24 protein-coding genes and 1 tRNA gene are annotated in these 26,751 nt (G+C 64.3%); 14 read left to right on the forward strand and 11 right to left on the reverse strand.

Annotated elements, in window-relative coordinates:
- Nucleotide 1: 1 nt before the first annotated feature.
- On the reverse strand, nucleotides 2–766 hold the full coding sequence (gene ubiE / locus VIL88_RS10600; protein ID WP_331988534.1) for a bifunctional demethylmenaquinone methyltransferase/2-methoxy-6-polyprenyl-1,4-benzoquinol methylase UbiE: 765 nt from the start codon (nucleotides 764–766) through the stop codon (nucleotides 2–4).
- A gap of 94 nt (nucleotides 767–860) precedes the next feature.
- On the opposite strand from ubiE, the gene mutM reads away from it, so the two are divergent.
- The 3 genes from mutM (at nucleotide 861) to dnaA (ending at nucleotide 4,508) form a co-directional block, all read left to right on the forward strand.
- The gene (gene mutM, locus VIL88_RS10605) at nucleotides 861–1,748 is read left to right on the forward strand and encodes a bifunctional DNA-formamidopyrimidine glycosylase/DNA-(apurinic or apyrimidinic site) lyase (protein ID WP_331988536.1); all 888 of its coding nucleotides are present in this window, start codon (nucleotides 861–863) and stop codon (nucleotides 1,746–1,748) included.
- Nucleotides 1,749–1,900: 152 nt separating this feature from the next.
- Nucleotides 1,901–2,167 carry a 30S ribosomal protein S20 gene (gene rpsT, locus VIL88_RS10610; protein WP_331988538.1) on the forward strand — a complete coding sequence of 89 codons (267 nt, stop codon included), beginning with the start codon at nucleotides 1,901–1,903 and terminating at the stop codon, nucleotides 2,165–2,167.
- Nucleotides 2,168–2,963: 796 nt separating this feature from the next.
- Nucleotides 2,964–4,508, forward strand: coding sequence for a chromosomal replication initiator protein DnaA (gene dnaA, locus VIL88_RS10615; RefSeq protein ID WP_414650129.1), 1,545 nt, complete (start codon nucleotides 2,964–2,966; stop codon nucleotides 4,506–4,508).
- A gap of 1 nt (nucleotide 4,509) precedes the next feature.
- Here dnaA and VIL88_RS10620 read toward each other — a convergent pair whose 3' ends face one another.
- Entirely contained in the window at nucleotides 4,510–4,929 is a 420-nt protein-coding gene (locus tag VIL88_RS10620; RefSeq protein ID WP_331988542.1) for a DUF6766 family protein, read from the reverse strand.
- Nucleotides 4,930–5,122: 193 nt separating this feature from the next.
- Here VIL88_RS10620 and dnaN point away from each other — a divergent pair, with 193 nt between their 5' ends.
- From dnaN to gyrB, 3 genes are all read left to right on the forward strand, one after another.
- A complete protein-coding gene (gene dnaN / locus VIL88_RS10625; RefSeq protein ID WP_331988544.1) occupies nucleotides 5,123–6,244 on the forward strand; it encodes a DNA polymerase III subunit beta in 1,122 nt (373 codons plus the stop codon).
- A gap of 145 nt (nucleotides 6,245–6,389) precedes the next feature.
- On the forward strand, nucleotides 6,390–7,505 hold the full coding sequence (gene recF, locus VIL88_RS10630) for a DNA replication/repair protein RecF (protein WP_331988546.1): 1,116 nt from the start codon (nucleotides 6,390–6,392) through the stop codon (nucleotides 7,503–7,505).
- 135 nt (nucleotides 7,506–7,640) lie between these two features.
- Nucleotides 7,641–10,094 (forward strand): DNA topoisomerase (ATP-hydrolyzing) subunit B, encoded by a 2,454-nt coding sequence (gene gyrB, locus VIL88_RS10635; protein ID WP_331988548.1) that lies wholly within the window; start codon nucleotides 7,641–7,643, stop codon nucleotides 10,092–10,094.
- 52 nt (nucleotides 10,095–10,146) lie between these two features.
- On the opposite strand, the gene VIL88_RS10640 is transcribed toward gyrB, so the two are convergent.
- Nucleotides 10,147–10,329: a DUF3606 domain-containing protein gene (locus VIL88_RS10640; protein WP_331988550.1), complete on the reverse strand. Its 183-nt coding sequence runs from the start codon at nucleotides 10,327–10,329 to the stop codon at nucleotides 10,147–10,149.
- 172 nt (nucleotides 10,330–10,501) lie between these two features.
- Here VIL88_RS10640 and VIL88_RS10645 point away from each other — a divergent pair, with 172 nt between their 5' ends.
- Nucleotides 10,502–11,524, forward strand: coding sequence for an LLM class flavin-dependent oxidoreductase (locus VIL88_RS10645; protein ID WP_331988552.1), 1,023 nt, complete (start codon nucleotides 10,502–10,504; stop codon nucleotides 11,522–11,524).
- A gap of 7 nt (nucleotides 11,525–11,531) precedes the next feature.
- Here the strand turns inward: VIL88_RS10645 and VIL88_RS10650 are convergent, their stop codons facing one another.
- Entirely contained in the window at nucleotides 11,532–12,056 is a 525-nt protein-coding gene (locus VIL88_RS10650; RefSeq protein ID WP_331988554.1) for a hypothetical protein, read from the reverse strand.
- A 284-nt stretch (nucleotides 12,057–12,340) separates the two neighbouring features.
- On the opposite strand from VIL88_RS10650, the gene VIL88_RS10655 reads away from it, so the two are divergent.
- Entirely contained in the window at nucleotides 12,341–15,094 is a 2,754-nt protein-coding gene (locus VIL88_RS10655; RefSeq protein ID WP_331988556.1) for a PBP1A family penicillin-binding protein, read from the forward strand.
- A 38-nt stretch (nucleotides 15,095–15,132) separates the two neighbouring features.
- On the opposite strand, the gene VIL88_RS10660 is transcribed toward VIL88_RS10655, so the two are convergent.
- Together VIL88_RS10660 and VIL88_RS10665 are read right to left on the reverse strand one after the other, a co-directional pair.
- Nucleotides 15,133–15,867: a SprT family zinc-dependent metalloprotease gene (locus VIL88_RS10660; RefSeq protein ID WP_331988558.1), complete on the reverse strand. Its 735-nt coding sequence runs from the start codon at nucleotides 15,865–15,867 to the stop codon at nucleotides 15,133–15,135.
- 144 nt (nucleotides 15,868–16,011) lie between these two features.
- Nucleotides 16,012–16,467, reverse strand: coding sequence for a DUF2852 domain-containing protein (locus VIL88_RS10665; RefSeq protein ID WP_331988560.1), 456 nt, complete (start codon nucleotides 16,465–16,467; stop codon nucleotides 16,012–16,014).
- A gap of 146 nt (nucleotides 16,468–16,613) precedes the next feature.
- On the opposite strand from VIL88_RS10665, the gene VIL88_RS10670 reads away from it, so the two are divergent.
- Nucleotides 16,614–17,936: an ActS/PrrB/RegB family redox-sensitive histidine kinase gene (locus VIL88_RS10670; RefSeq protein ID WP_331988562.1), complete on the forward strand. Its 1,323-nt coding sequence runs from the start codon at nucleotides 16,614–16,616 to the stop codon at nucleotides 17,934–17,936.
- 69 nt (nucleotides 17,937–18,005) lie between these two features.
- Nucleotides 18,006–18,557, forward strand: coding sequence for an ActR/PrrA/RegA family redox response regulator transcription factor (locus tag VIL88_RS10675; RefSeq protein ID WP_331988564.1), 552 nt, complete (start codon nucleotides 18,006–18,008; stop codon nucleotides 18,555–18,557).
- A gap of 12 nt (nucleotides 18,558–18,569) precedes the next feature.
- Here the strand turns inward: VIL88_RS10675 and VIL88_RS10680 are convergent, their stop codons facing one another.
- From VIL88_RS10680 to VIL88_RS10695, 4 genes are all read right to left on the reverse strand, one after another.
- The gene (locus VIL88_RS10680) at nucleotides 18,570–18,965 is read right to left on the reverse strand and encodes a hypothetical protein (RefSeq protein WP_331988566.1); all 396 of its coding nucleotides are present in this window, start codon (nucleotides 18,963–18,965) and stop codon (nucleotides 18,570–18,572) included.
- 110 nt (nucleotides 18,966–19,075) lie between these two features.
- On the reverse strand, nucleotides 19,076–20,269 hold the full coding sequence (locus tag VIL88_RS10685; RefSeq protein ID WP_331988568.1) for a class I SAM-dependent RNA methyltransferase: 1,194 nt from the start codon (nucleotides 20,267–20,269) through the stop codon (nucleotides 19,076–19,078).
- Between the two features lie 72 nt (nucleotides 20,270–20,341).
- Nucleotides 20,342–23,221 (reverse strand): FAD-binding and (Fe-S)-binding domain-containing protein, encoded by a 2,880-nt coding sequence (locus tag VIL88_RS10690; protein ID WP_331988570.1) that lies wholly within the window; start codon nucleotides 23,219–23,221, stop codon nucleotides 20,342–20,344.
- Between the two features lie 81 nt (nucleotides 23,222–23,302).
- The gene (locus tag VIL88_RS10695; protein ID WP_331988572.1) at nucleotides 23,303–24,037 is read right to left on the reverse strand and encodes a PadR family transcriptional regulator; all 735 of its coding nucleotides are present in this window, start codon (nucleotides 24,035–24,037) and stop codon (nucleotides 23,303–23,305) included.
- A 170-nt stretch (nucleotides 24,038–24,207) separates the two neighbouring features.
- Here VIL88_RS10695 and VIL88_RS10700 point away from each other — a divergent pair, with 170 nt between their 5' ends.
- A complete protein-coding gene (locus tag VIL88_RS10700) occupies nucleotides 24,208–24,336 on the forward strand; it encodes a hypothetical protein (protein ID WP_331988574.1) in 129 nt (42 codons plus the stop codon).
- A gap of 6 nt (nucleotides 24,337–24,342) precedes the next feature.
- Here the strand turns inward: VIL88_RS10700 and VIL88_RS10705 are convergent, their stop codons facing one another.
- Nucleotides 24,343–25,329, reverse strand: a complete 987-nt coding sequence (locus tag VIL88_RS10705; protein WP_331988576.1) for a complex I NDUFA9 subunit family protein — start codon at nucleotides 25,327–25,329, stop codon at nucleotides 24,343–24,345.
- 144 nt (nucleotides 25,330–25,473) lie between these two features.
- Between VIL88_RS10705 and VIL88_RS10710 the strand changes: the two genes are divergently transcribed.
- The 3 genes from VIL88_RS10710 to VIL88_RS10720 all read left to right on the forward strand — a co-directional run bounded on the left by VIL88_RS10710 (nucleotide 25,474) and on the right by VIL88_RS10720 (nucleotide 26,749).
- Nucleotides 25,474–25,836: a GFA family protein gene (locus tag VIL88_RS10710; protein ID WP_331988578.1), complete on the forward strand. Its 363-nt coding sequence runs from the start codon at nucleotides 25,474–25,476 to the stop codon at nucleotides 25,834–25,836.
- Between the two features lie 76 nt (nucleotides 25,837–25,912).
- Nucleotides 25,913–25,997, forward strand: a tRNA-Leu gene (locus tag VIL88_RS10715).
- A gap of 137 nt (nucleotides 25,998–26,134) precedes the next feature.
- Entirely contained in the window at nucleotides 26,135–26,749 is a 615-nt protein-coding gene (locus tag VIL88_RS10720; protein ID WP_331988580.1) for a ribonuclease D, read from the forward strand.
- The last annotated feature ends 2 nt before the right edge of the window (nucleotides 26,750–26,751 follow it).

Consider the following 26,751-nt stretch of genomic DNA (forward strand, 5'->3'; position numbering starts at 1 on the left):
GCTAGAACTTCCACCCCGAAAACAGCGTGGCGATATTGCCGGTGAAGCTCTGGTGCTTCACGCGCCGGAAGCCGGCCTGCCCGAGCATGGAAGAAAAGGCCTGCGGACCGGGAAACTTGCGGATGGACTCGATGAAGTATTGGTAGGGCTGCGCGTCGCCGGTCACCACCCGTCCCATCGGCGGGATCACTCGGTCCGAATAAAGCTGGTAGATGGCGTCGAGGCCGGGTACGTCTACCTGGCTGAATTCGAGCACCAGGATGCGCCCACCGCGCTTCAACACCCGATGGGCCTCGTCCAATGCCTTCTGTACGCGCGGCACGTTGCGAATGCCGAAGGCAATTGTATAGGCGTCGAAGCTCCCGTCCTCGAATGGCAGTTCCTCGGCATTGGCTTCCAGGAAGCTGACCTGTGACGGGTAGCGCCACGTCTTGGCCCGTTCGGCGCCCACGCGCAGCATGTCCGCGTTGATGTCGGACACTACCACTTCGGCATAGCCCACCGAGCGGTCGACGATGCGCTGGCCGATATCTCCCGTGCCACCCGCCATGTCGAGCACGCGATAGGGCCGCGTGCCGCTCCTGGGCGGCGCCAGTTCGCTGACCATGGCATCCTTCCACAGGCGGTGAACCCCGGCGCTCATCAGGTCGTTCATCAGGTCGTAGCGGTCGGCCACATCGTGGAAGACCTTGTCCACCAGCCCCTGCTTGTCCTCCATGGCCACGGTCTGCTCGCCGAAATGAGTGGTCTCGCGCGCTTCAGTCATGGCAATGCTCGCTAGGTTGATGTGTGGTGCTGCACCATATGCAACCCAATCCGGCTTTGCCATGGCACAAAGCCGCACAGGTAAAGAGACCCCAATGCCCGAACTGCCAGAGGTAGAAACCGTCCGACGTGGGCTCGAGCCCTGGCTGGCCGGTGCCCGTATCGAAAAAGTCACGCTCAACCGCGCCGATCTGCGCTTCGCCTTTCCCCAGGGGCTGGCGGCGGCCATCGAAGGGGCCACCATCACCGCTGTTGGCCGGCGCGCCAAATATCTGCTGATCGCGCTCGACAACGGCAAGACCGTGCTCAGCCATCTGGGCATGACCGGCTCCTGGCGTTTTGCCGAACATGGCATAGACAAGCCGCCGCGCTATTACGAGCCGGGCACCGAGCCCAAGCATGACCACATGGTCTGGGACATCGTTCATCCCGAGCATGGCCAGAGCCACCTGATCTATGCCGATCCGCGCCGCTTCGGCTTCATTGATCTCTATGACGACCCCGATGACAGTCCCTATCTCCAGGGCCTGGGTCCTGAGCCGCTCGGCAACGACTTCAACGCCGCCGAGATGGCCGACAAGTTCAAGGGCAAGAAGGCGCCGATCAAGGCCGCGCTGCTCGACCAGCGGGTGGTGGCGGGGCTGGGCAATATCTATGTCGCCGAAGCGCTCCACCGCAGCCACATCCTGCCCACCGTTTTGGCGGGAACGCTGGTCACCGCCAGGGGCAAGCCCAAGCCGGCGCTCGATGACCTCGCCCATGCCGTGCGGCAGGTGCTGCTTGAGGCCATCGAGGTGGGTGGGTCGACCCTGCGGGACTTCCGCAATGCGGAAGGTGGCTCGGGCTATTTCCAGCACCGCTTTGCCGTTTATGACCGGGAAGGCGAACCCTGCCCGACCCCGCTCTGCACCGGCACCATCGAGCGGATCGTTCAGTCGGGCCGTTCGACCTTCTTTTGTCCGGTGTGCCAGAAGGCGCCCTGAGCGCTGGGCCCCGGAATCCAGTTGACGCTTTCCCGCCTTTCCCCTATAGACCGCGCAACTTGGCGGCAGTCGAAAGCCGCCGATTTCATTTTATCTCCGGACGTCTGCGACTTTCGTGCGCTATCGGCCGGTTGGACGCCAAGAGGACCGTTATGGCCAATACGCCTTCAGCCAAAAAGGCTACCCGCAAGATTGCTGCCCGCACCGCGATCAACAAGTCGCGCCGTTCGCGCGTGCGCACCTTCATCCGCAAGGTTGAAGAAGCCATCACTGCCGGCGATCACAAGGTCGCCATGGAAGCGCTCAACGCTGCTGCTCCCGAGATCAACCGCGCTGCCTCCAAGGGCATCGTTCATGCCAATCTGGCAGCCCGCAAGATCTCGCGCCTCAACAGCCGCGTAAAGGCTCTCAGCGCCTGATCGGGCAACGTTCGGCACCTCTTCCTTGGGGTGCCGCTGGAAACGAATAACGGGCTCCGTCAGGGGCCCGTTTTGTTTCTCCAGCAGGGCAAGGTTTTTCCGGGTGCGACAGTTTTGTGTCGCTCTGGCGACAAAGGCGCCAAGCCGCTGTCTCGTGGGATCAGGAAGAAAACCTTGAGGTTCCACAAGCCTTTGTGATGCTCGAGAAGGGCTCGGCACAGAGCTGCTGAAGCTGCGGCAGGCAAGACTCGGGGCCGGGCGGAAATAATATTTTTACGATTTGGCGACGGCCCGCTGAGCGATTCTGCATTGAGTCACAGAGCCTTGCTTTGAGCGCCTTCGGGGCGCCTGCGGAGGGCAAAAACACAAGCTCAGAGTCAAGCCCCCATTTTGCAGATTCCACGGTTGCAGCACCAAAACCGACCCTCTAAAGTAATCCGGTCAGCAGCGGAAAGGGCCCCGCAAGAGAGGGTTCGACCAGGCTGGCAGGGTACTAAATCAGGGCGTAGTTTTCGGCTTCCGGGCGTCTCGTTCGAGAAGCTGTATCGGTGAAGGTTGTGTTGGCAGCACGTTTGGCAGTCGGTCTCCAAAGGGTCGGCAGGGTATAGTTCAAAGCCTTCGGTCGAGACTGGCCGGGTTCACGACAAGATTGAGCAGATAGCCGGTGGCCTGCCACCGGAGAGAAGATTTGTGCCCGCTTTCGGTGGGCATGAGGGCGAAGCTTTGGCCGGGGCGGCCGGGCAGATTGACACATTGCGGCTTTGCGGGCCGCGCGTAGAAATTGGGGCAACAGATGATGCGACAGGCAACCGCCGGTGGAGACGATTGGGCCCAGCCCGGTTCCTCCTCCACCACTTCCACCACCAAAGGCGACCTTCCTGTCATGATCAGTTCCGACTCTGCCGAAAGCCAGCGCGACCTCTGGAACCGGGTTCGGGCGCGCCTCAAGGCCGGTGTCGGCGAAGATGTGTTTGCCTCCTGGTTCGCCCGCCTTGAGCTCGAGGAACTGGTCGATGATGTCGTCCACCTGTCGGCGCCCACGCGTTTCCTTTGTTCTTGGGTGCAGAGCAACTATGCCGATCGTATCCTCGAAGCCTTCCGTGCCGATGACGAGGATGTCGCCCGCATCCAGGTGACCCTTCGCGTTAATGGCCAGGCCCGTCCCCGCCTTGCCCCCGTTGCCGCAGAACCCGCTGCCGCCCCCGCTGAAGCCGCGTCCCCCGCGCCCGCTCCGGCCCCCGTGCAGCTGACACAGCCCCGCCTGGTGCGCGACAATTCCGCCGCCAAGGGCGATGCGCTGGCCGGCAGCGCCATCGATCCGCGCATGACATTCGACACCTTTGTGGCCGGCGAGGCCAACGAGATGGCGCTCGGCGTGGCGCGGCAGATCGCCAATGCCGCCGCCAACAACACCGTGACCTTCAATCCGGTCTATATCCATTCAACCGTCGGTCTCGGTAAGTCGCACCTGCTCAATGCCATCGCCCATGCGGTGCAATCGGCGGATCCGACCAAGAACATCGTCTACCTGACCGCCGACCACTTCATGTACCATTTCATCACCGCCGTGCAGCGCCAGTCGGCGCTCGGCTTCAAGGAATGGCTGCGCCGTGTCGACCTGCTCCTCATCGACGACATGCAGTTCCTCCAGGGCAAGTCGGCGACCGAATTCGGCCATACGCTGGGCACGCTCCTGACCGGTGCCAAGCAGGTGGTCGTGGCCGGCGACGCCCCGCCGCGCGATCTTGAAATGATCGACGAGCGCATCCGCTCGCGCCTTTCCGGCGGCCTTGTCGTGCCGATCTCCGGTTTTGATCTCGAACTGCGCAAGTCCATCGTGCAGCGCCGGGCCGATCAGGCGACTGCCCGCTATGGCATGCATTTCCCGGCGCCCGTCATCGATTATGTCGCCCGTGCCGTGATCAGCCATGGCCGCGACCTCGATGGCGCCGTCAATCGCCTCGTCGCCGCCAACCAGCTGACCGGTGAGCTCATCACCGTCCCCCTCGCCGAAAAGACCCTGGGCGACCTCATCCGCACCCATGATGCGCGCCGCGTGCGCATCGAGGACATCCTCAAGATGGTGTCGCGTCACTACAAGGTGCCGCGCAACGAACTCCTCTCGGCCCGCCGCTCGCGCGATGTGGTGCGTCCGCGCCAGATCGCCATGTTCCTGGCCAAGGCCCTGACCTCCCGCTCCCTGCCCGAGATCGGCCGTCGCTTCGGCGGACGCGACCACACCACCGTCCTCCATTCTGTCCGCAAGGTCGAGCAGATGATCAAGGACGACGTGGAACTGGCGCAGGAAATCGAGCTGCTCAAGCGCATGCTTGAGGAGTAGGCTACTCCCTCCGTTCTGAACGCTGCTTGTATTGCGGATCGGTATGACGGCCGGCATAGGCTTCATCGAGTTCGTCGATGATCGCCTCGCCGTCGCTGGGCGCAACGCGTTTCAGGATTTCGTCGAGCTTGGCCTCCATGCGATCCTCGCCTTCCTTGGATTGCGGCGATCCCACATGCAGCAGCAGCGCGAGGCCCGCAACCTGCCAGATCAGCTGCAGGAATTCGGACTGCCAGTTCTCGAACGTGTCGCGCAGCATCTCGATCACGTAGGAACCAGCTTCCGGCGCCTGCCCATGGGTCGCGGCTTCCTCGGCAAAGGCGAACCAGCCGAACAGCCAATGGCCCACCAGCGAGATGATGAAAAATCCGGCGGTGACCCAGGCAAAGCTGTAGCGGCTCCAGATTGAATGTCCCGGCATGTCGGCATCCTCTACTTGTTTAAAGCCGAACGCCTGCGCCAACCACCCGGTTGCCGGGTGCAACCTTGTGCAAAGCCGGGCTGCGACACCGCTCGCCCTTGCCTTTTGGCTACCGAATTGTAAATGTCCAACCCCGGCCGGACGGGGCTTTCGGCCCCTGTTCGCGGTCGCGTAGTGCCAGGGAAGTTGTCGCATGAAAGTCACGCTCGAACGCAACCATCTGCTCAAGTCGCTGAGCCATGTGCATCGTGTCGTGGAGCGGCGCAACACATACCCGATCCTGGCCAACGTCTTGTTCAAGGCGAGTGACGACAAGGTCGAGCTGCGCGCCACCGACCTCGACATCGAGGTCACCGAAAGCGTGCCGGCCATGGTCGCGACGCCCGGCACCACGACCGTTCCGGCGCACACGCTCTATGAAATCGTGCGCAAGCTGGCCGATGGCGCCGAGGTGCGGCTCGAGACCGATGGCGGCGAGAACATGGTGCTGACCTCCGGCCGCTCGCGCTTCAATCTCGCCTGCCTCAATCCCGATAGCTTCCCCGATCTGAAGTCGGGCAGCTTCGGCCATGAATTCACCATGCCCGCGGCCTCCTTCCGTGAGCTGATCGAGCGCACCCAGTTCGCCATCAGCAACGAGGAAACCCGCTACTATCTCAACGGCATCTATTTCCACACCGTGGACGTGAGCAATGCCGGCACCGTGCTGCGCGCCGTGGCCACCGACGGTCACCGCATGGCGCGCGCCGAGATCGAGGCGCCGGCCGGTGCCAAGGGCATGCCGGGCATCATCGTGCCCAAGAAGACGGTGGGGGAGGTGCAAAAGCTCCTTGATGGCGCCGATGGCGACGTGACCGTCGAAGTCAGCGAAACCAAGATCCGCTTTGCCGTCGGTTCGGTCGTGCTCCTGAGCAAGCTGATCGAGGGGACCTTCCCCGATTATGACCGGGTGACGCCCAAGAACAACGACAAGCAGATGAACGTCGATCGCCAGAGCTTTGCGACGGCGGTTGACCGCGTCTCCACCATTGCCTCCGATCGTGGCGGCAAGGCCGTCAAGCTCCAGGCCCGCGATGGTCTGCTCGAGCTCTCGGTCACCAACCCGGACCACGGCACGGCCAGCGAAGAACTGCCGGTTGAATTCGACACCGACGGCTTCGAGATCGGATTCAACGCGCGCTACCTGCTCGACATCATCAGCCAGATCCGCTCCGACAGCGCCGTCTTCATGTTCAACGACGCCGGCTCGCCGACCCTGGTCAAGGACGAAGGCGAAACCCGCGCCCTCTACGTCCTGATGCCGATGCGCGTGTAAGGGGCTCCTTGTTCGCCGCAAACTCCATCGTCGCCCTCGGGCCTGACCCGAGGGCTCTTCACTTGCCGATGCCTGCGAAGTGCAACACCCTCGGGTCGATCCCGAGGCTGACGCGCGGTGGGTCAGGCAGCATGGCGGAAAGACTTTGACACCCCGCCACCTCTCCCGCCTCCGCCTCACTGCCTTCCGCAACTATGCGGCAGCAGCGCTTGATCTCGATGCGCGCCACGTGGTCCTCACCGGGCCCAACGGCGCCGGCAAGACCAATCTGCTGGAGGCCGTTTCCGTCCTCTCCCCTGGACGGGGCTTGCGCGGCGCCAGCTTCGAGACGCTGCAGCTGCAGGGCAGTGACCTGCCCTGGGCCGTTGCCGCCAGTGTCGAAACCGATGACGGTCCCTCTGATATCGGCACCGGCGCTGCGCCCGATGGCGGGCGGCGCGTGCGCATCAATGGCGCCAATGCCCGTTCCATCGAGGCGATGAGCGATTACCTGCGCGTGCTGTGGCTGACCCCAGCCATGGATGGTCTGTTTTCAGGCCCGGCCAGCGACCGCCGCCGCTTTCTTGACCGGCTGGTAACGACGCTGATCCCCACCCATTCCGCCTCCGTGGGCGACTATGAAAAGGCCATGCGGCAGCGCAATCGGCTGCTCGAGGACGGGGGCGACCCTGCCTGGCTTGGCGCCATCGAAGCGCAACTGGCGGAGCTGGGTGCCTCGATCCACCTGGCGCGCACCGATAGCCTCCAGCACCTGCAGGCGCTGATCGAGCAAAGCGTCGAGGACGGCAGCTTCCCGGCCGCCCATCTGGCGCTGACGCCGCTGTTTGAATCCGCTGCAGAGCCGCAAAGCGCTGCGGCGCTGGAATCGGCTCTCACAGAGCTGTGGCGGGGGTCCCGTGGGGTTGATCGCGCCGCCGGACGCACCATATCTGGTCCACACCGTGTCGACCTCGACGTCACCTACCGCCAGAAGGCCATGCCGGCAGCCCTCGGCTCCACCGGAGAGCAGAAGGCGCTGTTGATCGGGCTGATCCTTGCCCATGCCCGTCTGGTCAAGCTCAGGACCGGCATCACGCCGTTTCTGCTCCTCGACGAGATCGCGGCTCATCTCGATCCGGACCGCCGGCGGGCGCTGTTTTCCGCCCTCGATGGCTTGGGCACGCAGTGCTTCCTCACCGGCACCGACCGGCTGCTGTTCGAGGCGCTGGGGGATCGGGCACAGACGGTGACGGTCAAGGACGGGCGGCTGCAAAAGGACTGAGGCACGGTCCACGGTTGCCTGCTGCAGACCAAGGCTGCAATCCCCTGCAAAACCGGCGCAAACGCCCATTTTGCTTGGGGTTGAGCACCCCATCCGCTAGAACGAAACCTACTCGAAACGACTGATTCGGACCCCATGACCGATAACGAAAATTCCGTTCCCAACGAATACGGTGCCGACAGCATCAAGGTGCTCAAGGGCCTCGACGCGGTGCGCAAGCGCCCCGGCATGTATATCGGTGATACGGATGACGGTTCGGGCCTCCATCACATGGTCTACGAGGTGGTGGATAACGCCATCGACGAGGCCCTGGCCGGCCATGCCGACCTCGTGACGGTGACGCTCAATCCGGATGGCTCCTGCTCGGTCAACGACAATGGTCGCGGCATTCCCACCGACATCCACAAGGAAGAGGGCGTCTCGGCGGCCGAGGTCATCATGACCCAGCTCCATGCCGGCGGTAAGTTCGACCAGAACAGCTACAAGGTCTCCGGCGGCCTCCACGGCGTGGGCGTCTCGGTCGTCAACGCCCTCTCGGTCTGGCTGCGCCTCAATATCCGCCGCGACGGCAAGATTCACGAGATGGAATTTGCCCATGGCGACGCCGTGGCGCCGCTCAAGGTCGTGGGCGAATACAAGGAAGACAGAAAGCCCGGCACCTATGAAGGCCGCTCCGGCTCGGAAATCACCTTCCTGCCGTCGTCCGATACCTTCACCATGGTGGAGTTCGATTTTAAGACGCTGGAACACCGCCTGCGCGAACTCGCCTTCCTGAACTCGGGCGTTCGCATCCTGCTGCGTGACCTGCGTCATCCCGAGCCCATCGAAACCGAACTCTTCTACGAAGGCGGCCTCGAAGCCTTCGTGCAGTATCTCGACAAGTCCAAGGCGCCTGTGGTCGACAGGCCCATCACCATGATCAGCGAAAAGGACGGCATCACCGTCGAAGTGGCGCTGCAGTGGAATGACAGCTACCACGAGAACGTTCTCTGCTTCACCAACAACATTCCCCAGCGCGACGGCGGTACCCACCTGGCCGGCCTGCGCGGCGCCCTGACGCGCCAGGTTGTCGGCTATGCGGAAGCCAGCGGCATCGCGAAAAAGGAAAAGGTGACGCTGACTGGTGACGACACCCGCGAAGGCCTGACCTGCGTCCTCTCGGTCAAGGTGCCCGATCCGAAATTCTCCTCGCAGACCAAGGACAAGCTGGTGTCCTCCGAAGTCCGGCCTGTCGTCGAGAACATCGTCAACGACAAGCTCGGCCAGTGGTTCGAGGAGCACCCCAACGAGGCCAAGGTCATCGTCGGCAAGGTGGCTGAGGCTGCCGCTGCCCGCGAGGCTGCTCGCAAGGCGCGCGAACTCACGCGTCGCAAGGGCGCGCTGGAAATCTCCTCGCTGCCCGGCAAGCTCGCCGATTGCCAGGAGCGCGATCCGGCCAAGTCGGAAATCTTCATCGTGGAAGGCGACTCCGCCGGTGGTTCGGCCAAGCAGGGGCGCGACCGCTCCAACCAGGCCGTGCTGCCGCTGCGCGGCAAGATCCTCAATGTCGAGCGCGCGCGCTTTGATCGCATGATCTCATCCGACCAGGTCGGTACGCTGATCACGGCGCTGGGCACCGGCATCGGCCGCGAGGAGTTCAACGCCGACAAGCTCCGCTACCACAAGATCATCATCATGACCGACGCGGACGTGGACGGCGCCCACATTCGCACGCTCCTGCTGACCTTCTTCTACCGGCAGACGCCCGAACTGCTGGAGCGCGGTCACGTCTATATCGCCCAGCCACCGCTCTACAAAGCCATGCGTGGCCGGTCCGAACAGTATCTCAAGGACGAAGACGCGCTGATCGATTACCTGATCGAGGCAGGGCTCGACGATGCGGTCTTCACCACCCGCGATGGTCACCAGCATGCCGGCGCCGATCTCCAGGGCATCGTGCAGCAGGCCCGCCAGATCGTTGCGGCCATCGAAAACCTCAACACCCGTTACAGCCGCAGCCTGGTCGAACAGGCGGCAATCGTCGGCGGCCTCGATCCCGATGGTCTCAACAATCCTGACAAGATCGGCGAGGTGATGGCTCGCGTGGCCAACCGGCTCGACCGCATTTCGGACGAATGGGAGCAGGGCTGGTCCGGCGAAATCACCGATACCGATGACCTCGCCTTCTCGCGCACCGTCCGCGGCGTGGCCGAAAAGCACCTGCTGGACAAGGCATTGCTCCAGAGCGCCGACGCCCGCAAGCTCCGGCAGATGGCCGAGCGGCTTGACGAGATCTATGGTGGCGTGCCGACGCTCACCCGCAAGGGCGAGACCATCAACATCTATGGTCCCTCGAGCCTCTTCAAAGCGGTGACCGATGCCGGCCGCAAGGGCGTGTCGCTCCAGCGCTACAAGGGCCTGGGTGAAATGAACGCCTCCCAGCTCTGGGAAACGACGCTCGATCCCAACGCGCGTACCCTGCTCAAGGTCGAGATCAACCAGAGCGACGAAGCCGACCAGATCTTCACCGCCCTGATGGGGGACCTCGTCGAACCCCGTCGCGACTTCATCCAGGACAATGCCCTCAGCGTCAGCAACCTGGACGTCTGATCTTTACGGACCGGTGGCTATGCCGCCGGTCTGATCTACGGGGAGCTCGAGCTTAGTGCTTGAGCTCTTTCTCGACCGCCTTTCGGGAGTTGCCGACCTCCTTCACTGCCGCCTTGACCTCGCCTTTGCTGGCACCGGTCTTATCGGCTTCATAGCGAACCTCATGGTCCTGTCCGGCGGCGACCTTGGCGCGGTCCTGGGCACGGCCCCGTGATGTATGGGTGTTCGTTGCCATTTGAATCTCCTTTGCTGTTGTTTGTCTCAACGTCGCCAGGAGTCAGCAGGTTCATTCGGTTGTTCAGCGGCAGGAACGATGCGTTCTGCTTCTCTGGCTTTTTCTGACCAGTCCGGCATCATAGCTATCGGGCAGTCCTTCGCACCGGGGGACGCAACGCGCAGGTTCATCCATGAAAAAGATCGGGTTTCTGTCCTTCGGCCACTGGTCGCCCTCACCGCAATCGGGCACGCGCTCGGCCGGCGACGCCCTGCTGCAGTCCATCGACCTGGCAGTCGCTGCCGAGGAACTGGGAGCCGATGGCGCCTATTTCCGCGTGCATCACTTTGCCCGCCAGCTGGCCTCTCCCTTTCCGCTCTTGGCCGCCGCAGGCGCCAAGACCAAGCGCATCGAGCTCGGCACGGCCGTCATCGACATGCGCTACGAAAACCCGCTCTACATGGCTGAGGATGCCGGCGCTGCCGATCTGATCAGCGGAGGCCGCCTGCAGCTGGGCATCAGCCGCGGCTCGCCCGAGCAGGTGATCGATGGCTTCCGCTATTTCGGCTACAATCCGCCCGAGGGGCAGACCGATCAGGACATGGCGCGCGAGCAGACCAAGGTGTTCCTTGAAGTGCTCAAGGGCAATGGCTTTGCCGAACCCAATCCGCGCCCGATGTTCCCCAATCCGCCGGGCAAGTTGCGGCTCGAGCCGCATTCGCCGGGCCTGCGCGAGCGCATTTGGTGGGGTGCCGCCAGCGATGCCACGGCCGTCTGGGCTGCACAGATGGGCATGCATCTGCAATCCTCGACGCTCAAGTTCGACGAATCCGGCAAGCCGTTCCATATCCAGCAGGCCGAGCAGATCCGCGCCTACCGCGCCGCCTGGAAAGAGGCCGGGCACGCGCACGAGCCGCGCGTTTCAGTCAGCCGTTCGATCTTTGCCCTCGTCAATGACATGGACCGTGCCTATTTCGGCGCCGGCCGCAAGGAAGAAGACCAGTTCGGCTATATCGAGCCGGAAAAGCGCGCTGTGTTCGGCCGCGGCTATACGGGTGAGCCCGACAAGCTGATCGAGGAGCTGCGGCAGGACGAGGCAATCGCCGAAGCCGATACGCTCCTGCTGACCGTGCCCAACCAGCTTGGCGTCGACTACAATGCCCACGTCATCGAGAGCATCCTCAAACTGGTCGCCCCGGCTCTGGGCTGGCGCTAGCTGAAAGCTAGGGCAGCCGGTAATCCGACTGCTCGCAGCCGTTGGCCCGCCAATAGCGGTCAACCGGCGTGAACGCGCCGGTTGCTGCCATTTCGATCCGTGCTGCGAAGGCCATGGCCCGGCACTCGTCGGGCCCGGCCACCACATGCACCATCTCATGCAGAATGGTCAGCTGGCGCAAGGCGTCTGCGCCACGCGAGAAGAATTGGGGGCAGAGCACCAGCCGCACCGCCCCGTTCTCCGGCGGTATGCGGACAAAGGCGGCAAACTGACCGCACGAGCCGGTGGCGCTGTCGCGCCGCTCGATTTCGACGGTTATGGTGCCACCCCAATAGCCGGATTGAAACCGCTGCAGGCTGAGCGCATCGCGATAGGCGGCAACGTCAACCCCGAACTCTGCCGAGAGCGTCGGCAGCGCCTCTTCGAAGGTCGTGAGTGCACTATTCAACGCCTGCTCCACTGTTCTCTGCTCTTGGGCAAGGGCAGGTGCCGCAAGCGTGAAGAGAATTATGGCAGCAATGGCGCGACGCATGGGACCTCCCGGTTTGCCCGCGCGACATAATCGAGCCGACGTGGCAAGGGCAAGGCATGGCTTGTGACGGGAGGGCAACACTGCGCGGGAACCGGAAGTCCCCACATAAACCGGCCACAATTTCCCCTGAGAAGCGGCTCGTGATCGCACGGGAAAGCGCTTCGGCAGCAATGTCGCGCCCGCATGACGGTCAAGCCGCCTTAACCAGTCGCTAACCTCTTGTTCCCCGACGCAGCGGAACAGGGTAGAAGCGGGCACGAGGCACCACTTCTAGGGTATGCTTGATGGATTTTCGCATTTCCGCTGACGATCGCGTAGGCAATCAGCCATCCAGGGCTTCCAAGCCCAAGGCACGGTCGCGCGGCAAGAGCGGAGACCGTGTGGAGCCCACGCTCGGCCAGTCCATGGGCTTTTCGGTCGCCGATGAGCGGCCCTCGCGCAGCACCAAGGGCACTGGCGGTGGCGGCAAGCCGCCAAAGCCGTCGCGCCGCGGCAAGGCTCAGCCGAAAAAGCGCCGGTCCCGTTCCGGTGGCTTCCTCATGGGCCTCCTTTGGTGGGGCTTTGTGGCCTGCCTCTGGGTGGGCATCGCCGGCATTGGCGTCATCGTCTACTACGGCGCGCAACTGCCCTCGTCCAACACCTGGGCCATTCCCGACCGGCCGCCCAATATCCGCATCCTGGCCTCCGACGGCAGCCTGATTTCCAATCGTGGCGCCACCGGCGGCGAAGCCATCACCTATCGTGAACTGCCCTACTACGTTCCGGCGGCCATCATCGCCTCGGAAGACCGCCGCTTCATGAGTCATTTCGGCGTCGATCCGCTGGGCCTGATCTCCGTCGCCATCGAAACCGTGCAGGCTGGCGACGTCACTCGCGGCGCATCCACGATCACCCAGCAGGTCGCCAAGAACCTCTTCCTGACCCCCGACCAGACGATCGCCCGCAAGATCCAGGAAATGATCCTCGCGGTATGGCTGGAGCAGAACTACACCAAGGAAGAAATCCTCGAGCTCTATATGAACCGCGTCTATTTCGGCGCCGGCGCAACGGGTATCGAGGCTGCGGCACAGACCTATTTCGGCGTCTCCGCGCGCAATCTGTCGCTGGGCCAGGCCGCCATGCTGGCCGGCATCCTTCCGGCACCGTCGGCTTACAATCCGAAGAGCAATCCGGAACGCGCCATCGAACGGCAGCGTCTGTCCCTCGCGGCCATGGCGCGCGACGGCTTCATCACCCAGGAAGAGGCCGAAGCCGCCCAGATCGATCCCAACCAAACCGTGCGCACCCGCGTGGCCGGTTCGGAATCCTATGTGGCCGACTGGGTCGAGTCGCTGATGACCTCCTATATCGGCGAGATCAAGACCGACGTGGTGGTGCAGACCACCATCGATTTCAAGCTGCAAAAGGACGCCGAGTTCATCGTCAAGGAAGCGGTGGCCAATGAGGGTCCGAACCGCGGCTTCAGCCAGGGCGCGCTTGTTGCCATGGATGTGGACGGCACCGTGCGCGCTATGGTGGGCGGCGTCGACTACCAGGCCAGCCAGTATAACCGCGCCGTCACCGCCAAGCGCCAGCCTGGCTCGACCTTCAAGCCCTTCGTCTACATGGCCGCCATGGAAAAGGGCTACACGCCCGATACCCTGGCAGAAGATGCGCAGTTCGAATACCAGGGCTGGAGCCCGCGCAACGCTTCCGGCAAATATGCCGGCACGGTGACGCTGCGTCAGGGCCTAGCCTATTCGCTCAACACCATCGCGGCGCGCCTCGCCATCGACGTGACGCCCGAAGCGGTGATCGACGTGGCGACGCGCATGGGCATTTCCTCGCCCCTTACCCCGGTGCCCTCCATCGCCCTGGGCACCCAGGAGGTGAACCTCCTTGAGCTGACCTCGGCCTATGCGCCCTTCGCCAATGGCGGCATGGGAGTGATCCCCAATGTGATCACCTCCATTCAGTCCAAGGACGGCGAAATCCTCTACCAGGCGTCTGATGCCGGCCCGGGCCGCGTGGTCGATCCAACCGTGCTGGCGCAGATGAACGACATGCTGGAAACCGCCGTTGAGGTCGGCACCGGCAAGGGCGCCAACCTTGGCGGCTGGGAATTCGGCGGCAAGACTGGCACCTCGCAGAATGCCCGCGACGCCCTCTTTGTCGGCTACACCGCCGCCATGGTCACCGGCGTCTGGCTCGGCAACGACAACGACACCAAGACCACCTTGTCGGGCGGCAACGTTCCGGCCTCGATCTGGTCGGAATTCATGACCAAGGCACATGAGGGCAAGCAGATCGCCTCCATTCCGGGCGGCAGCTATGAGGGCCAGCTTGTGTCCCAGCCGGTGCTCGATCCGGCGACGGGCCAGGCGGTCATCGACCCGGCCACCGGTCAGCCGATGACGCAATATGTCGACGCCGGTACCGGCCAACCCGTCCAGACCATGACCGATCCGGCCACAGGGCAGTTGATGCAGCTCGATCCAGCCACCGGGCAGTATGTTCCGGCCACGGCCATGTCGGCCAACCAGCCGATCCAGACCGGCCAGATGGTTGACCCGGCCACGGGCCTCCCAGTCGGCGGTCAGCAGATCGACCCCGCCACGGGCCTTCCCGTCGCTGGCCAGCAGATCGACCCGGCTACGGGCATGCCCGTCGGCAATACGGGTGGCGGCATGCTGGTCGATGCCAATGGCGTACAGATCGATCCGGCGACGGGCCTGCCTGTGGGTCAGGTCGTGGGTGGAAACCAGGTCGTTCAGCCGCAGGCTGTCGATCCGGTCACCGGCTTCCCGCTGCAGCCGCAGAGCAATGGCGTCGGTCAGGCACCTATCGACCCGGCGACCGGCCTTCCGATGAACCTGGTGGTCGATCCGGCGACGGGTCAGCAGGTCTGGGTGCCCAGCGCCCCGGCCCAGCAGCAGCCTCAGGTCATCCAGCCGCAGCAGATCCAGCCGCCGGCCAATCTCGGGGAAACCGTGCCGATCCAGAACGAGCGCTCGCAGCGTACGCTGATGGACCTGATCTTCGGCGACCAGCAGAACTGAGGGCGTCAGCGCCCTCGGACCACGCTGACCGCGGGCGTTTAGCCGCCATGCGCCATAAGCTGGCGGCCATGCGCCTTGAGCCAGGCGCGCCCGCGCTCCATCTCGGGCAGGGTGCGCTTCACCGTGGCCCAGAAGGCCGCCGAGTGGTTCATCTCCACCAGATGCGCCACTTCATGGGCCGCCACATAGTCGAGCACGAAGGGCGGCGCCAAAATCAGCCGCCAGTTGTAGTTGATGTTGCCGCTCGATGAGCACGAGCCCCAGCGGCTGGCCTGGCTGCGCATCCGCACGGCCTTGACGGCCACGCCCAGCCGCCCGGCATGAAAAGCGGTCCGCTGTTCCAGGTCCGCCTGAGCTTCGCTCTTGAACCAGTCCACCAGCCGCCGCGCCTGGTGAGCCGCTTCGCCTGGCACAAGGATGACCCTCTCGCCATCGAGCTCTGCCAGCTCGACGCGGCCGCGCACCTTTCCCGTGGCAACGATGCGATGGTCCACCCCACGCAGCGGCACCACTCCGTCATGGGCAAAGCTCGCTGCAGCCGGCGCGCGTTTGATCCGCGCCGCCAGCCAGCCGCGGTGACGGTGGAGAAAGGCCTCCGCTTCCGCCCACTTGCCGTGCGGCGGCAGCGTCAACACCGGTCCCGTCGCCGGCAGGGAGAGCCGATAGCTCTTGGAGCGCGCATTGACCTTGACGGCGATGCTGACCGTCGTGCCATCGATCTCCAACGCGGTGCTGGTCGGGATCTTTGGCCTAGTGCGGAAGAAGAGATTCATGGCCGCAATACTAGCGTGATTCCGCTAGCCCTGCCTCCCGGTCAGGTACCTGCACAGCCGATACAAAAAAGGCGCCCCTTGCGGGGCGCCAGTACAGTCGTCGAAACGACCGGCTTCAGGAGGATTTGGTCAGGCGGGAGCGGCTTAGCCGTTGTTGCTCCAGCCATTGTTCTGGTCGCCATAGCCTTGGCGGGAACCGCGGCGTTCGTTCATGAAGCGATCGAACTCTTCGCGATCCTTGGCCTTGTTGAGGTTGGCCATGTATTCGTGGAAGGCGTCGATCTCGGCGTCGAGACGGGCGCGCTCTTCCTCGAGGCGCTTGAGTTGTTCGGCGCGGTATTCGTCAAAGGCTGCATTGCCGCTCGAGTTCATGCCATAGCTCCGGTTGTTCCAGTTGCGCTGTGCACCCTTGTTGGACGTGCACCAGGCTTTGCCCTTGTTCCAGTAGGCCTGCGCCTTTTCGGGCGAGCCGCCGAACTTTTCACCCCAGAGGATGTAGCCGAGCACGGCCAGGCCAAGCGGCCAGAAAAGAATAAAGCCCAGGACCATGAGGGCGATGGTCAGGGGCGACCATTGAGGCTTGATGATTGCTGTGTTCATTTCGGTTGGAGTCTCCCAGTCACGATAGGCAATACGTGGCCCATGCCCGGACGGGATCAATCCTGTGCCTGTCGATTTTGTGATCTTGAAATGCCGATCCTGCCTTACTATGGCGGGCGGCGATCCTGCCGCGAAAGCCCCGTAATATGCTCACCACTCCGGCCGACGGCCTGCCCTTGCCTACGACCTGGCGGCCGCTGCGCCTGCAGACCCTGGTGCTGATCCGCTGGCTGGCCGTGATCGGGCAGGCTATCGGCGTGCTCTTCGTCGCCTTTGGCCTCGGCTTCCCGCTGCCGCTGCTCGAATGTCTGGCGCTGATTGCCCTCTCTGCCGTCCTCAACATCGTGCTGGTGCTGCGGTTCGGTGCCACCCATCGCCCCAGTGCCGTCCTCGCCGCAGGGCAGGTCGCCTTCGACCTCTGCCAGCTCGGCGGTCTTCTGGCGCTGACCGGGGGCCTCCAGAACCCCTTCTCGCTGCTCTTGCTCGCCCCCGTCTCGGTGTCGGCCACGACCCTGCCGCAACGGTCCACCGTCATAATCGCGCTTCTCGCGGCAGTAATCGCATCGCTCCTCGCCGTCTGGCACCTGCCGCTGCCCTGGGCGCCTGACGACCGCATCGTATTCAACCGCATCTATGTGATCGGCATCTGGGTTTCGATCATCTGCGGCGTGGTGTTCATCTCCGCCTATACGATGCGGGTGGCGCACGATGCCCGCCAGATCGCCGACGCGCTGGCCGCGACCGAACTGGCGCTGGCGCAACGCGAACGGCTCTCCGCCCTCGACGGCCTCGCCGCCGCCGCCGCCCACGAGCTGGGAACGCCGCTTTCCACCATCGCCCTTGCCGCCAAGGAAATGCGCGCGGAGGCGGAGCCGGGCAGCGACCTGGCGGGAGACGTCGAACTGATCATCGCTCAGGCCGCGCGCTGCCGCGCCATCCTCGCCAAGCTGCGCAACCTCGGCAATGAAGGCGGCGACCCCTTTGCCGCCGTGCCCCTGACCGATCTCCTGGCCGAAGTGGCGCGTCCCCATGAGGGCCACGGCAAGGTGATCCTCTTTTATTCCGAACCCAGCGACGGCCTGCCGCCGGTGATCCAGCGCAGCGTCGGCCTGCTCTATGGCCTCGGAAACCTCATCGAAAACGCCAGCGACTTCGCCCGCTCAACGGTGGAGGTGGAGTCGAACTGGACGCCAAGCGAGGTCACGGTGACGATCACCGACGATGGCCCGGGCTTTGCCCCCGAGCTCATCGCCCGCCTTGGCGAACCCTACCTCACCAGCCGCCCGCGCGATCCCCATGGCCCGGATGCCAACAAGCCCGGTGGGCTGGGCCTTGGTGTCTTCATCGCCAAGACCCTCCTCGAGCGCACCGGCGCCCGCCTAGCCTTCGACAATGTCGCCGACGATGGTCACGCTCGTGTCCGCATTGTCTGGCCGCGCGCTGCCGTGGAAGTGGAACCCACCATCTAGCGTCGCGACAAAGCATCGCGTAGCGCCGAATTTTTTGACGTTTGCCCCGCAAAGCCCTACATGACAGGCATGAGCACGATCGAAGATCTCCTGGCCACCGACCCCAGTCTCTTGCTGGTAGACGATGACGCGGCCTTCCTCCAGCGCCTCGAACGCGCCATGGCGCGCCGCGGCTTCGATGTCCGGATCGCCGGCTCGGTTGCCGAGGGCCTCGCAGCGGTGAGCGAAAAGCCACCCGCCTACGCTGTGGTGGATCTGCGTCTCGAAGACGGCAATGGCCTGGAAGTGGTCTCGGCCCTTCACACCAAGCGCCCCGATGCTCGCGCCGTCGTGCTGACCGGCTATGGCAATATCGCTACGGCGGTAACCGCTGTGAAGCTTGGCGCCATCGACTATCTCAGCAAGCCTGCCGACGCCGACGACGTCATCAATGCATTGCTGGCCACGGGCGAGGAAAAGCCCGAGCCCCCAGAAAACCCCATGTCCGCCGATCGCGTGCGCTGGGAGCATATCCAGCGCGTCTATGAGCTCTGCGACCGCAACGTCTCCGAGACGGCCCGGCGGCTCAACATGCATCGGCGCACGCTGCAGCGAATTCTCGCCAAGCGCGCGCCGCGTTGATCGCGCCGTAGCTTAGCTACGGGTATAGGTGATCGTCTGGCAGAGGATTGCGCGGCAACCCTGGATGTCGATCGTGTCGGGGCTGGTTTGCGTCACCGTTGCTTCCGCGCTGATGCCACCCGCTTCCAGAGCACCCTTCCATTCGTTCGGGCCGGTTGCCGCGGCCTGCATCACCTGCTTGCCGACAAAGGCCAGGTTCTCCTCGGTGGCGGAGTCGCCCTTGAGCACGTCCAGCGTCCCGCAAAGCGCAGTGCCGTCGCCGCAGAGCGAGAAGGTAAAGGTCGTGCCCCACTGATCGACGAACGTGCCGTTCGGATCAAAGGTGCCGCTGGCCTCCTGCGCCTGGAGCGGAATGGCCGCGCCCGCGATAAGGGTGCCGATAACAAGAGTTTTCTTCCAGAAATGCATGGGATTCTCCATTCGCAACAACGTCCGCCCCACGCAGCCGCTCGATTAAGGTGTTTGACGCTGACCCAAACGCGCCGCCTCGGAGGCGGTTGCGTTCGGCCCGGAACTATCTAGCGCCGGAATGTGGCAGCAATCTCGATATGGGTGGATTGGGTGAACTGGTCCACTGCCACCAGGTCGCTCATCGCATAGCCACTGCCCACCAGAGTGGCGGCGTCGCGCGCAAAGGTGCGCGCATCGCAGGCTACCATCACCACCGTCTTGATCTTGGATTTGGCCAGCTCCCGCACCTGCGCCTCGGCGCCGGCACGGGGCGGGTCGAGCACGACCGCCTCGAAAGGCAGCTCGAACTGGGTCAATGGATCGCGGAACAGGTCGCGTGCCTTGGCCGAAACCTCGCGAATGCCCTTGGCGAAGCGCCGTGCCTTGTCCAGCGCGGCAATACCGGCCTTGTCGCTGTCTGCTGCAAAGACCGGCCGCTGCTCCGCCAGCCGCAGGGCAAAGGGACCGACGCCGCAGAAGAGGTCGGCCACGGTCTTGGCCTTGCCGACCGCCGCGGTCACATACTCGGCCAGCGCCAGTTCCGCCGCCTCCGTGGCCTGAAGGAAGCTGCCGATTGGCAGCTCCACCTGCGCCCGGCCCATGGCAACGATCGGCGGCTGCGCCTGCAGCACCATTTCGCCGTTGAGCGATAGACGCGCCAATCCGAACCGCGCGGCAAGCGGCGCCACGCGATCAGCCCGCGCCTGCTTCTTTTCGGTGCGAATGGCCACGTCGAGCCCGCTCAGCGTGGCCGTGAAGCTGACATCCGCCTCACCAACGGCCTGCATCACTGCGCGCGTGATGTCGGGCGCGCGCCGCAAAGCCGGCACGAGGATCGGGCAGGCATCGATGTCATACACCTGATGGCTGCGCAGGCGCATATAGCCCGCGCCCTCGCGCCGGGCGTGGAGCGTCGCCCGCCGCCGCCCGTCCCCCGACGCATCGATGAACCGGCTAACCTTGGTCTCGATGCCGGCAAAATGCAGCGGCGTTTCAACCAGGGCGGTCTTGAACGCCTCGTAGCTTGGCCGGTCCATATGCTGCAACTGACAGCCGCCACAGGCACCGAAATGCGGGCAGAACGGCTTGATGCGCTGCGCCGATTCCTGCCGCAGCGCCAGCAGCGTTCCCCGGTCGCCCTCCACTGCAATGTCGACTTCCTCTCCCGGCAGCGCCAGTGGGACGAAGACCTTGCGATCGTCGATTTCGGCAACGCCCTCGCCCTTGTGGCCGAGCGCGGTGATGGTGGTGGTGATGGTCATGGATGTCCGGGGCTTGCTGGCCCTGCACTAGCGCGTTTCGGGCTGGAGGTCACCCTCCGACAGGGCGAACCACTAGCGGCTCGCCCATTCCAGCAGACTGGCGAGGCTGACGAATGGCACGCCCGCATGTTCCGTGAGGCCCAAGGCGCAGGTCGAGACGGTGGAGACACCCAGTTCACACCCGTCGGGAACGTCGTTGCCCACCCGCCGCAAGGCATGGGCATTGAGTTCGGGAACAAAGAGCCCCTTGTCGCCGGCATAGCCGCAGCAGGTGATCGAGGAGAGGACAGCAACCTTCTCTGCGCATGCAGCGGCAATCGCTTCGGTCGCCGGCTGCTCTAACAGCCGCTGTGCCGAACAATTATGGTGCGCCGCCACAACCGGCAACTTCTGGGTGATGAGGAGGCGTGGCAGCACTTCGGCAAGGAGGAACTGCGCAGAATCGGCAACCGCCGCATCACCCGGAAACTCCCGCAGGTGCTTGGCGCAGGTCGAGGCATCGGTCACGACCTTGAGCTGCCCCGCCTCGGTCAGCGTCGAGAGCTCGCGCTTGAGCGCCTTGCCGACTTCGGCCGCCTGTTCCGGAAAGCCCTTGGACTGGAAGGGCTGACCGCAGCATTGGCCGGCAAGGCGCTCGGGCAGCACGACCTCGAACCCCGCCCGCTCCAGCAGCGCCAGCATGGCCGACGGCGTGTCGAGAAGCCCATGCCGCGTCTGGGGCGCCCCAAACATGCGGCTCGGGCAGGCGGGGAAATAGACGACCGTTTGGCGGCGCCTCTCGGATTTGTCTCTGTGCACTGCAGGCGCGCCCGGGCCGCGGTGCAGGGCACGCGAGACCCGGGGCATCCGCTTGTTGGTGACGCGCCGCGCCGTATCGGTGATCGCCTCGACAACCGGCGCCGGAATGACCGCGCGCGCGGCATCGGCCACGGCAAGGCCGCCACGCATGGCGCGCTCGAACGTGCCGCGATGGTCGGCAGCAAGGCGCGCCACCGATTGGGCCGTGCCGCCACGGCGGCGTGCGCGTTCCCCCATGATCATGGTGCCCGTTTCGATCCCGACGGGGCAGCGGAGGGCGCATAGGTTGCAGGCGGCGCAGGTGTCCATGCCGGCATATCGGAAATCGGCATCGAGCCTGGCGAGCCGCGCCGGGTCCTCGCCCGTTTCGCGCAGGCGCGAGCGCTCCCGCGTCACGGCGATGCGCTGGCGCGGCGTCAGCGTCATGTGGTGGCTGGGGCAGGCAGGCTCGCAGAAGCCGCATTCGATGCAGAGGTCGACCACCTCGTCGCTGAGCGGCATCAGCTTGAGGTTCTTGACGTGAACCTTGGGGTCGTCGTTGAGCAGCACGCCGGGATTGAGCAGGCGCTCGGGATCGAACAGGGCCTTGATGCGGTGCATGATCGCATAGGCCTGCGATCCCCATTCCGCTTCGACAAAGGGCGCAATGGCGCGGCCGGTGCCGTGTTCGGCCTTAAGCGAACCGCCGTAGCGGCCCGAGACGAGTGCGCTCAGGGCCTGGTTGAACAGGTCGAACTTCTCGGCAGCGCCGGGTTTGGAAAAATCGTCGCCCATTTGGAAATGGAGATTGCCGGCAAGCGCATGCCCGAAGATGACGGCGTCGAGGTAGCCGTGATCGTCGAGCATGGTGCGCAGGTCGACCACGAAGTCGGCGAGCTTTTCGATCGGCGCAGCCACGTCTTCGGTCAGCATGATGCTGCCCTTGGGGCGGGCGGCACCGGCCGAGGTGAAAAAGCCCTTGCGGATATCCCACAGCGCCTGGCTGCGCTGCTGATCAGTGGAAAGATCGATATGGGTCGCACCGTGACGGGCAAGCAGGTCCGCTGTCTTGGCAACTTCGACGGCGAGCTTGGCGGCATCGGGCGCCGTGACGTCGATCAGCACGGCCGGTGAATCGGCGGTCAGCCAGGGGAGGAGCGGCGCCATGGGGGTAAGGTGTTCCACCGTCGCGAGCGCCCGGCGCTCGATATATTCGGCAGCGGTGACCCCGGTCGTCACCTGCACGCCGCCATTGGCCATCTCGATGATCGCCGTTCCCGCCGATTGCGGATCGGGGAAGGGGACAAGGCCCGTCGCCTTGAAGGGGTGCTCGGGCACCGTGTTGTAGGTCACCTCCGACACAAAGCCGAGCGTGCCTTCCGAGCCCACCATCAGGTGGATCAAGATGTCGAGCGGGTCATGGTAGTCGACCAGCGCATTGAGCGAATAGCCGACGGTGTTCTTGATCCGGTACTTGTGGCGAATGAGAGCCACGAGATCCCGGTCGGCCATGACCTCGTGGTGCAGCTGGTGCAGCGCATCCAACATCCCGCCATGGGTCACGCGAAAGGCGTCCCGGCTCGCCGCGTCGCCGGAATCGAGCATTGTGCCATCCGCCAGCACGATGCGCAGGCGCGCCATCGTGTGATAGGTGTTCTGCGCCACGCCGCAGCACATGCCCGACGAGTTGTTGTTGACCACGCCGCCGATCTTGCAGGTGGCCTGCGAGGCCGGATCGGGCCCGATCTTCTTGTTGAACGGTTTGAGCGCCCGGTTCGCCTCAGCCACGATGATGGCCGGGCCCAACGTGATCTGCCCGGCCCCGGGATGGATTTCGAGCTTGCGCCAGCCATCGCCCAGCACCGCCAGCACGCCATCGGTCACCGCCTGGCCCGACAGCGATGTGCCGGCAGCCCGGAAGGTGACCGGAAGGCCTTCGGCGCGCCCCGCCTGGAACACCAGGCGGACATCGTCCTCGGAATTGACAAAAACCACGACAGCGGGGATCAGCCGGTAGGAGCTGGCATCGCCGCTCCAGGCATAGGTCATCAACGGATCGGTATGGATGGCCCCACGGACCCGGCCCTTGAGGCGGGCGGCGACGCGCTCGCCGGCCTGGAGGCGATCAGGCGATGGCGCCTTGGGCTGGGTCGAGGTGAGGACGGCTTGCTGCATGCCCTCACGCTAACATGTTAGTTCCTGACGAAAAAGGCCGGCTTGCTGGCAAGCCGGCCTCGTGCGCCTCACATCCCGGTGTCAGATGTCGACATCGTCCTCGCCCAGAGCCTCGATCTCGGCCGCCGCGCGATGGAGGATGTCGGCGGCGTGACGCTGCTGCTCCTCGCTGCCATGCCGCGCCTTCTTGATCGCCGCTTTCAGCGCCCGGCGTGCCTCGTTGAGTTCGGGCACCACGTCCTTGAGATCGCGGTCGCCATCAGGCCGGCCGCCCCAGCCGGGGCTGAAGCCACGATGCGGCGGGCAATTGCCGAGGTCATCGCTTGCGCCATGCTCACGGCCGCCAAAGGGCCAGTCGGCACGGGCGAATTCGCGGAAGCGGTTCATCTGTTCGCCGGCCTTGGCGAGAAAGGACAGGGTGGACTCAATGGCTTCCCGATTGTCGCTGAGGTGGGTTCGGCCAGCATCGGTGATGGTGTAGAGCTTCTTGTTACCGTCCGCCTGCGAGGTCACGTAGCCCGCCTCCTCGAGGAAGGTCAGCGCCGGATAAACGATGCCTGGGCTTGGCGTGTAGAAGCCGCCCGATTTTTCTTCGATGGCCTTGATCAGGTCATAACCGTGGCGCGGCTGCTGCTCGATCAGAAAGAGCGCCACCAGCCGCAGGTCGCCCGAGGCCAGCATGCGGCCGATCCGGAAATTGCCGCCCATATTGCCCCAGCCTTCGCCGCTCTCGAGGCCGGCTGCAAATCGTCCCCAGCCCTTGCGTGCCATGGCCTCGATGCGCCGCCAGTTGGCTTCGTCCTGCCAGTTGCCCATGATGTGTCTCCGATATGTCTTGCGTGTCACTGGCTCAAGAGATGGGCGCCGCTTGGGCGATTACAAGATATATCGCACGATAGTTTAGCGCGCGCCGTCATCAACATCTGCAACTAACCTCGTGGCCTGCGCGTTGACCTCGCGGAGCATTCCATCCTGAGGAGGAGATGATGGCCCAACGAAACACCGACCCGCCGAAAACGGATAAGCCCGCCAAGCCACGTGGGCCTGTCGGGCTTCTGCTTTATGGCGCGCTCACCATTCTAGGCGGGCTCGCGCTGGTCTTTGCGGCTGAGTAGCGGACGCTAGAGCACCGGCGAGGGTGCGTCGTCACGGTCGAACTGGCCGTGCTTGCGGAAGCGGTACATATAGGTCGGCAGGATCGTATCCATGCCCGTCGGTGTGATGCCGAACGCCTTGAACGTGCGCTTCTCCTTGGTGGCGAGGTCCGACACCACATTGTCGACATGCAGCAGCTCCACCTGATCGCCGGTGATCAGCGGTTTGATCGGCAGGATCGACATGGGCAGTGCCATCAGCTTGGCCATGCCGGCCGGGATGGGCAGCATGGGCTTGTTGCGGCCCGCCTCGCGCTGCACGCGCAGCATGATGTCCTTGTAGGTCTCGATGTCCGGCCCGCCCAGCTCATAAATCCTGCCGGTCTTGACCTGCTCTTCGGCAGCCAGGACGAAGGCTTCCGCAACATCGCGCACATAGACCGGCTGGAAGCGGGTGCTGCCGCCAATCAGCGGCAGGACGGGGAAGACGCGGGCGAGAACGCCCATCAGGTTGAAGAAGCCGTCGCCCGGCCCGAACATGATCGAAGGCCGCATGATCACCGCCTCCGGGAAAGCTTCCATCACGGCCGCCTCGCCGTCGAGCTTGCTCGACGCATATTCGCTGACGCCAGCGGCAACATCCACTCCAAGCGCCGACATATGCACCAGCGACGTCGCGCCCGCAGCCTTTGCGGCTACCGTGATATTGCGCGCACCGTCCACATGCACGGCGCGGAAGCTCTGCGCCCCGCGCGACTGGCCCACGCCCACGAGGTTGATCACGATGCCCGCGCCGCGTACCGCGCGCTCGACCGAGGCAGCATTGCGGACATTGGCCTGGATCGGCTGGATCTGCCCGACGCTGCCGAACATCTTGACGTGCCCGGCAAGCTCGGGACGGCGCACCGCCACGCGGACCCGGTGCCCGTGCCGCGCCAGCATCTGCACGATCTGCGTGCCGACAAAGCCCGCGCCGCCAAAGATGGTGACGAGTTGGGGATCGATACGGTCCATGGTCATGCTCCGGCGCAAGGCTGCTCAACACGCCGCTTCTATCGCAGGGGCCGCGCCGCTGTCGAGGGCTCCGGCCAGTGTTTTGGCTTGACTCTGCTGCCGCTATGTTCTTGATTTGTTCAAAGTTAGTGCAGGGAGAGAGTTATGCCTGAAGCCCAGACCTATCGCGGCCAATGCCATTGCGGCGCCGTGCAATACGACGTTTCAACCGCGCTCGATGGCATGGGCGACTGCAACTGCTCCCGCTGCCGCCGCCTCGGCTGGGTGCTGCAACCGGCGCCCGCCAGCCAGTTTCAGCTGCTGAGCGGCGCGGATAACCTCACCACCTACCGCTTCAACACCCACAATATCGAGCACCTGTTCTGCAAGACCTGTGGCGTCGAATCCTTCGCCCGCGGCAATGACGGCAAGGGCAACGACATGGTGATGATCAACGTCAATTGCCTCGAGCCGCCGGTAGCGGTGGACCGCAGCGCGATCCAGCATTGGGACGGTGCCAACTGGTAGCGCGACAGCCTTCGTGCAAAACCTCTCACAAGCGCATTGACATGGGGCCCCGCTCCCCCTAGTTACACCACCGCTTGCCCAGATGGCGGAATTGGTAGACGCGCACGGTTCAGGTCCGTGTACCGCAAGGTGTGGAGGTTCGAGTCCTCTTCTGGGCACCAGAATTAGAACCCCGGTCATGACAGCAGTCGTGGCCGGGGTTTTGCTTTTCCGCCTGAAGCATGTTGCGCCGCACTGCCTTCCCTTGGCCCCTTTGCTGTGCCATCAACGCCTGACATCGATTTCTTGCGAGTGTTTCATGGCCATCCGACTGCACCGCGGCGACCTGCCGGACCTTAGCCGTTACGGCCGCGAAGTGGCGATCGATACCGAAACCATGGGCCTCGACCCACACCGCGACCGGCTCTGCGTCATCCAGCTCTCGCCCGGCGACGGCAGTGCCGACATCGTGCAACTGCCGCAAGGGGTCAACGAGGCCCCCAACCTGGTCAAGCTCCTGGGCGACCAGTCCGTCACCAAGATTTTCCACTATGCGCGCTTCGATGTGGCCGCGCTCAAGAACCGCTTCGGCGTCGTCACCGGCCCCATCTACTGCACCAAGATCGCCTCCAAGCTGGTGCGCACCTATACCGACCGCCATGGCCTCAAGGATCTGGCGCGTGAGCTGCTCAACGTCGACCTGTCCAAGCAGCAGCAGAGTTCCGACTGGGGCGCCGACAAGCTCAGCGACGCCCAGCTCGACTATGCCGCCTCCGACGTGCTCTACCTTCACGATCTCAAGCGCCATCTCGACCGCATGCTGCAGCGCGAAGGTCGCACCGAGCTGGCCCGGCAATGTTTCGATTTCCTCGCCACCCGCTGCGAACTCGATCTCCTGGGCTGGAACGAGGTCGATATTTTTGCCCATAGCTAATC

Source organism: Devosia sp., assembly GCF_036563435.1.
Classification (GTDB): Bacteria; Pseudomonadota; Alphaproteobacteria; order Rhizobiales; family Devosiaceae; genus Devosia.

Coding starts and splice junctions, on each gene's coding strand:
- ubiE (WP_331988534.1), bottom strand. CDS start 766: ATGACTGAAGCGCGCGAGACCACTCATTTCGGCGAGCAGACCGTGGCC.
- mutM (WP_331988536.1), top strand. CDS start 861: ATGCCCGAACTGCCAGAGGTAGAAACCGTCCGACGTGGGCTCGAGCCC.
- rpsT (WP_331988538.1), top strand. CDS start 1,901: ATGGCCAATACGCCTTCAGCCAAAAAGGCTACCCGCAAGATTGCTGCC.
- dnaA (WP_414650129.1), top strand. CDS start 2,964: ATGCGACAGGCAACCGCCGGTGGAGACGATTGGGCCCAGCCCGGTTCC.
- VIL88_RS10620 (WP_331988542.1), bottom strand. CDS start 4,929: ATGCCGGGACATTCAATCTGGAGCCGCTACAGCTTTGCCTGGGTCACC.
- dnaN (WP_331988544.1), top strand. CDS start 5,123: ATGAAAGTCACGCTCGAACGCAACCATCTGCTCAAGTCGCTGAGCCAT.
- gyrB (WP_331988548.1), top strand. CDS start 7,641: ATGACCGATAACGAAAATTCCGTTCCCAACGAATACGGTGCCGACAGC.
- VIL88_RS10640 (WP_331988550.1), bottom strand. CDS start 10,329: ATGGCAACGAACACCCATACATCACGGGGCCGTGCCCAGGACCGCGCC.
- VIL88_RS10645 (WP_331988552.1), top strand. CDS start 10,502: ATGAAAAAGATCGGGTTTCTGTCCTTCGGCCACTGGTCGCCCTCACCG.
- VIL88_RS10650 (WP_331988554.1), bottom strand. CDS start 12,056: ATGCGTCGCGCCATTGCTGCCATAATTCTCTTCACGCTTGCGGCACCT.
- VIL88_RS10655 (WP_331988556.1), top strand. CDS start 12,341: ATGGATTTTCGCATTTCCGCTGACGATCGCGTAGGCAATCAGCCATCC.
- VIL88_RS10660 (WP_331988558.1), bottom strand. CDS start 15,867: ATGAATCTCTTCTTCCGCACTAGGCCAAAGATCCCGACCAGCACCGCG.
- VIL88_RS10665 (WP_331988560.1), bottom strand. CDS start 16,467: ATGAACACAGCAATCATCAAGCCTCAATGGTCGCCCCTGACCATCGCC.
- VIL88_RS10670 (WP_331988562.1), top strand. CDS start 16,614: ATGCTCACCACTCCGGCCGACGGCCTGCCCTTGCCTACGACCTGGCGG.
- VIL88_RS10675 (WP_331988564.1), top strand. CDS start 18,006: ATGAGCACGATCGAAGATCTCCTGGCCACCGACCCCAGTCTCTTGCTG.
- VIL88_RS10680 (WP_331988566.1), bottom strand. CDS start 18,965: ATGCATTTCTGGAAGAAAACTCTTGTTATCGGCACCCTTATCGCGGGC.
- VIL88_RS10685 (WP_331988568.1), bottom strand. CDS start 20,269: ATGACCATCACCACCACCATCACCGCGCTCGGCCACAAGGGCGAGGGC.
- VIL88_RS10690 (WP_331988570.1), bottom strand. CDS start 23,221: ATGCAGCAAGCCGTCCTCACCTCGACCCAGCCCAAGGCGCCATCGCCT.
- VIL88_RS10695 (WP_331988572.1), bottom strand. CDS start 24,037: ATGGGCAACTGGCAGGACGAAGCCAACTGGCGGCGCATCGAGGCCATG.
- VIL88_RS10700 (WP_331988574.1), top strand. CDS start 24,208: ATGGCCCAACGAAACACCGACCCGCCGAAAACGGATAAGCCCGCCAAG.
- VIL88_RS10705 (WP_331988576.1), bottom strand. CDS start 25,329: ATGGACCGTATCGATCCCCAACTCGTCACCATCTTTGGCGGCGCGGGC.
- VIL88_RS10710 (WP_331988578.1), top strand. CDS start 25,474: ATGCCTGAAGCCCAGACCTATCGCGGCCAATGCCATTGCGGCGCCGTG.
- VIL88_RS10720 (WP_331988580.1), top strand. CDS start 26,135: ATGGCCATCCGACTGCACCGCGGCGACCTGCCGGACCTTAGCCGTTAC.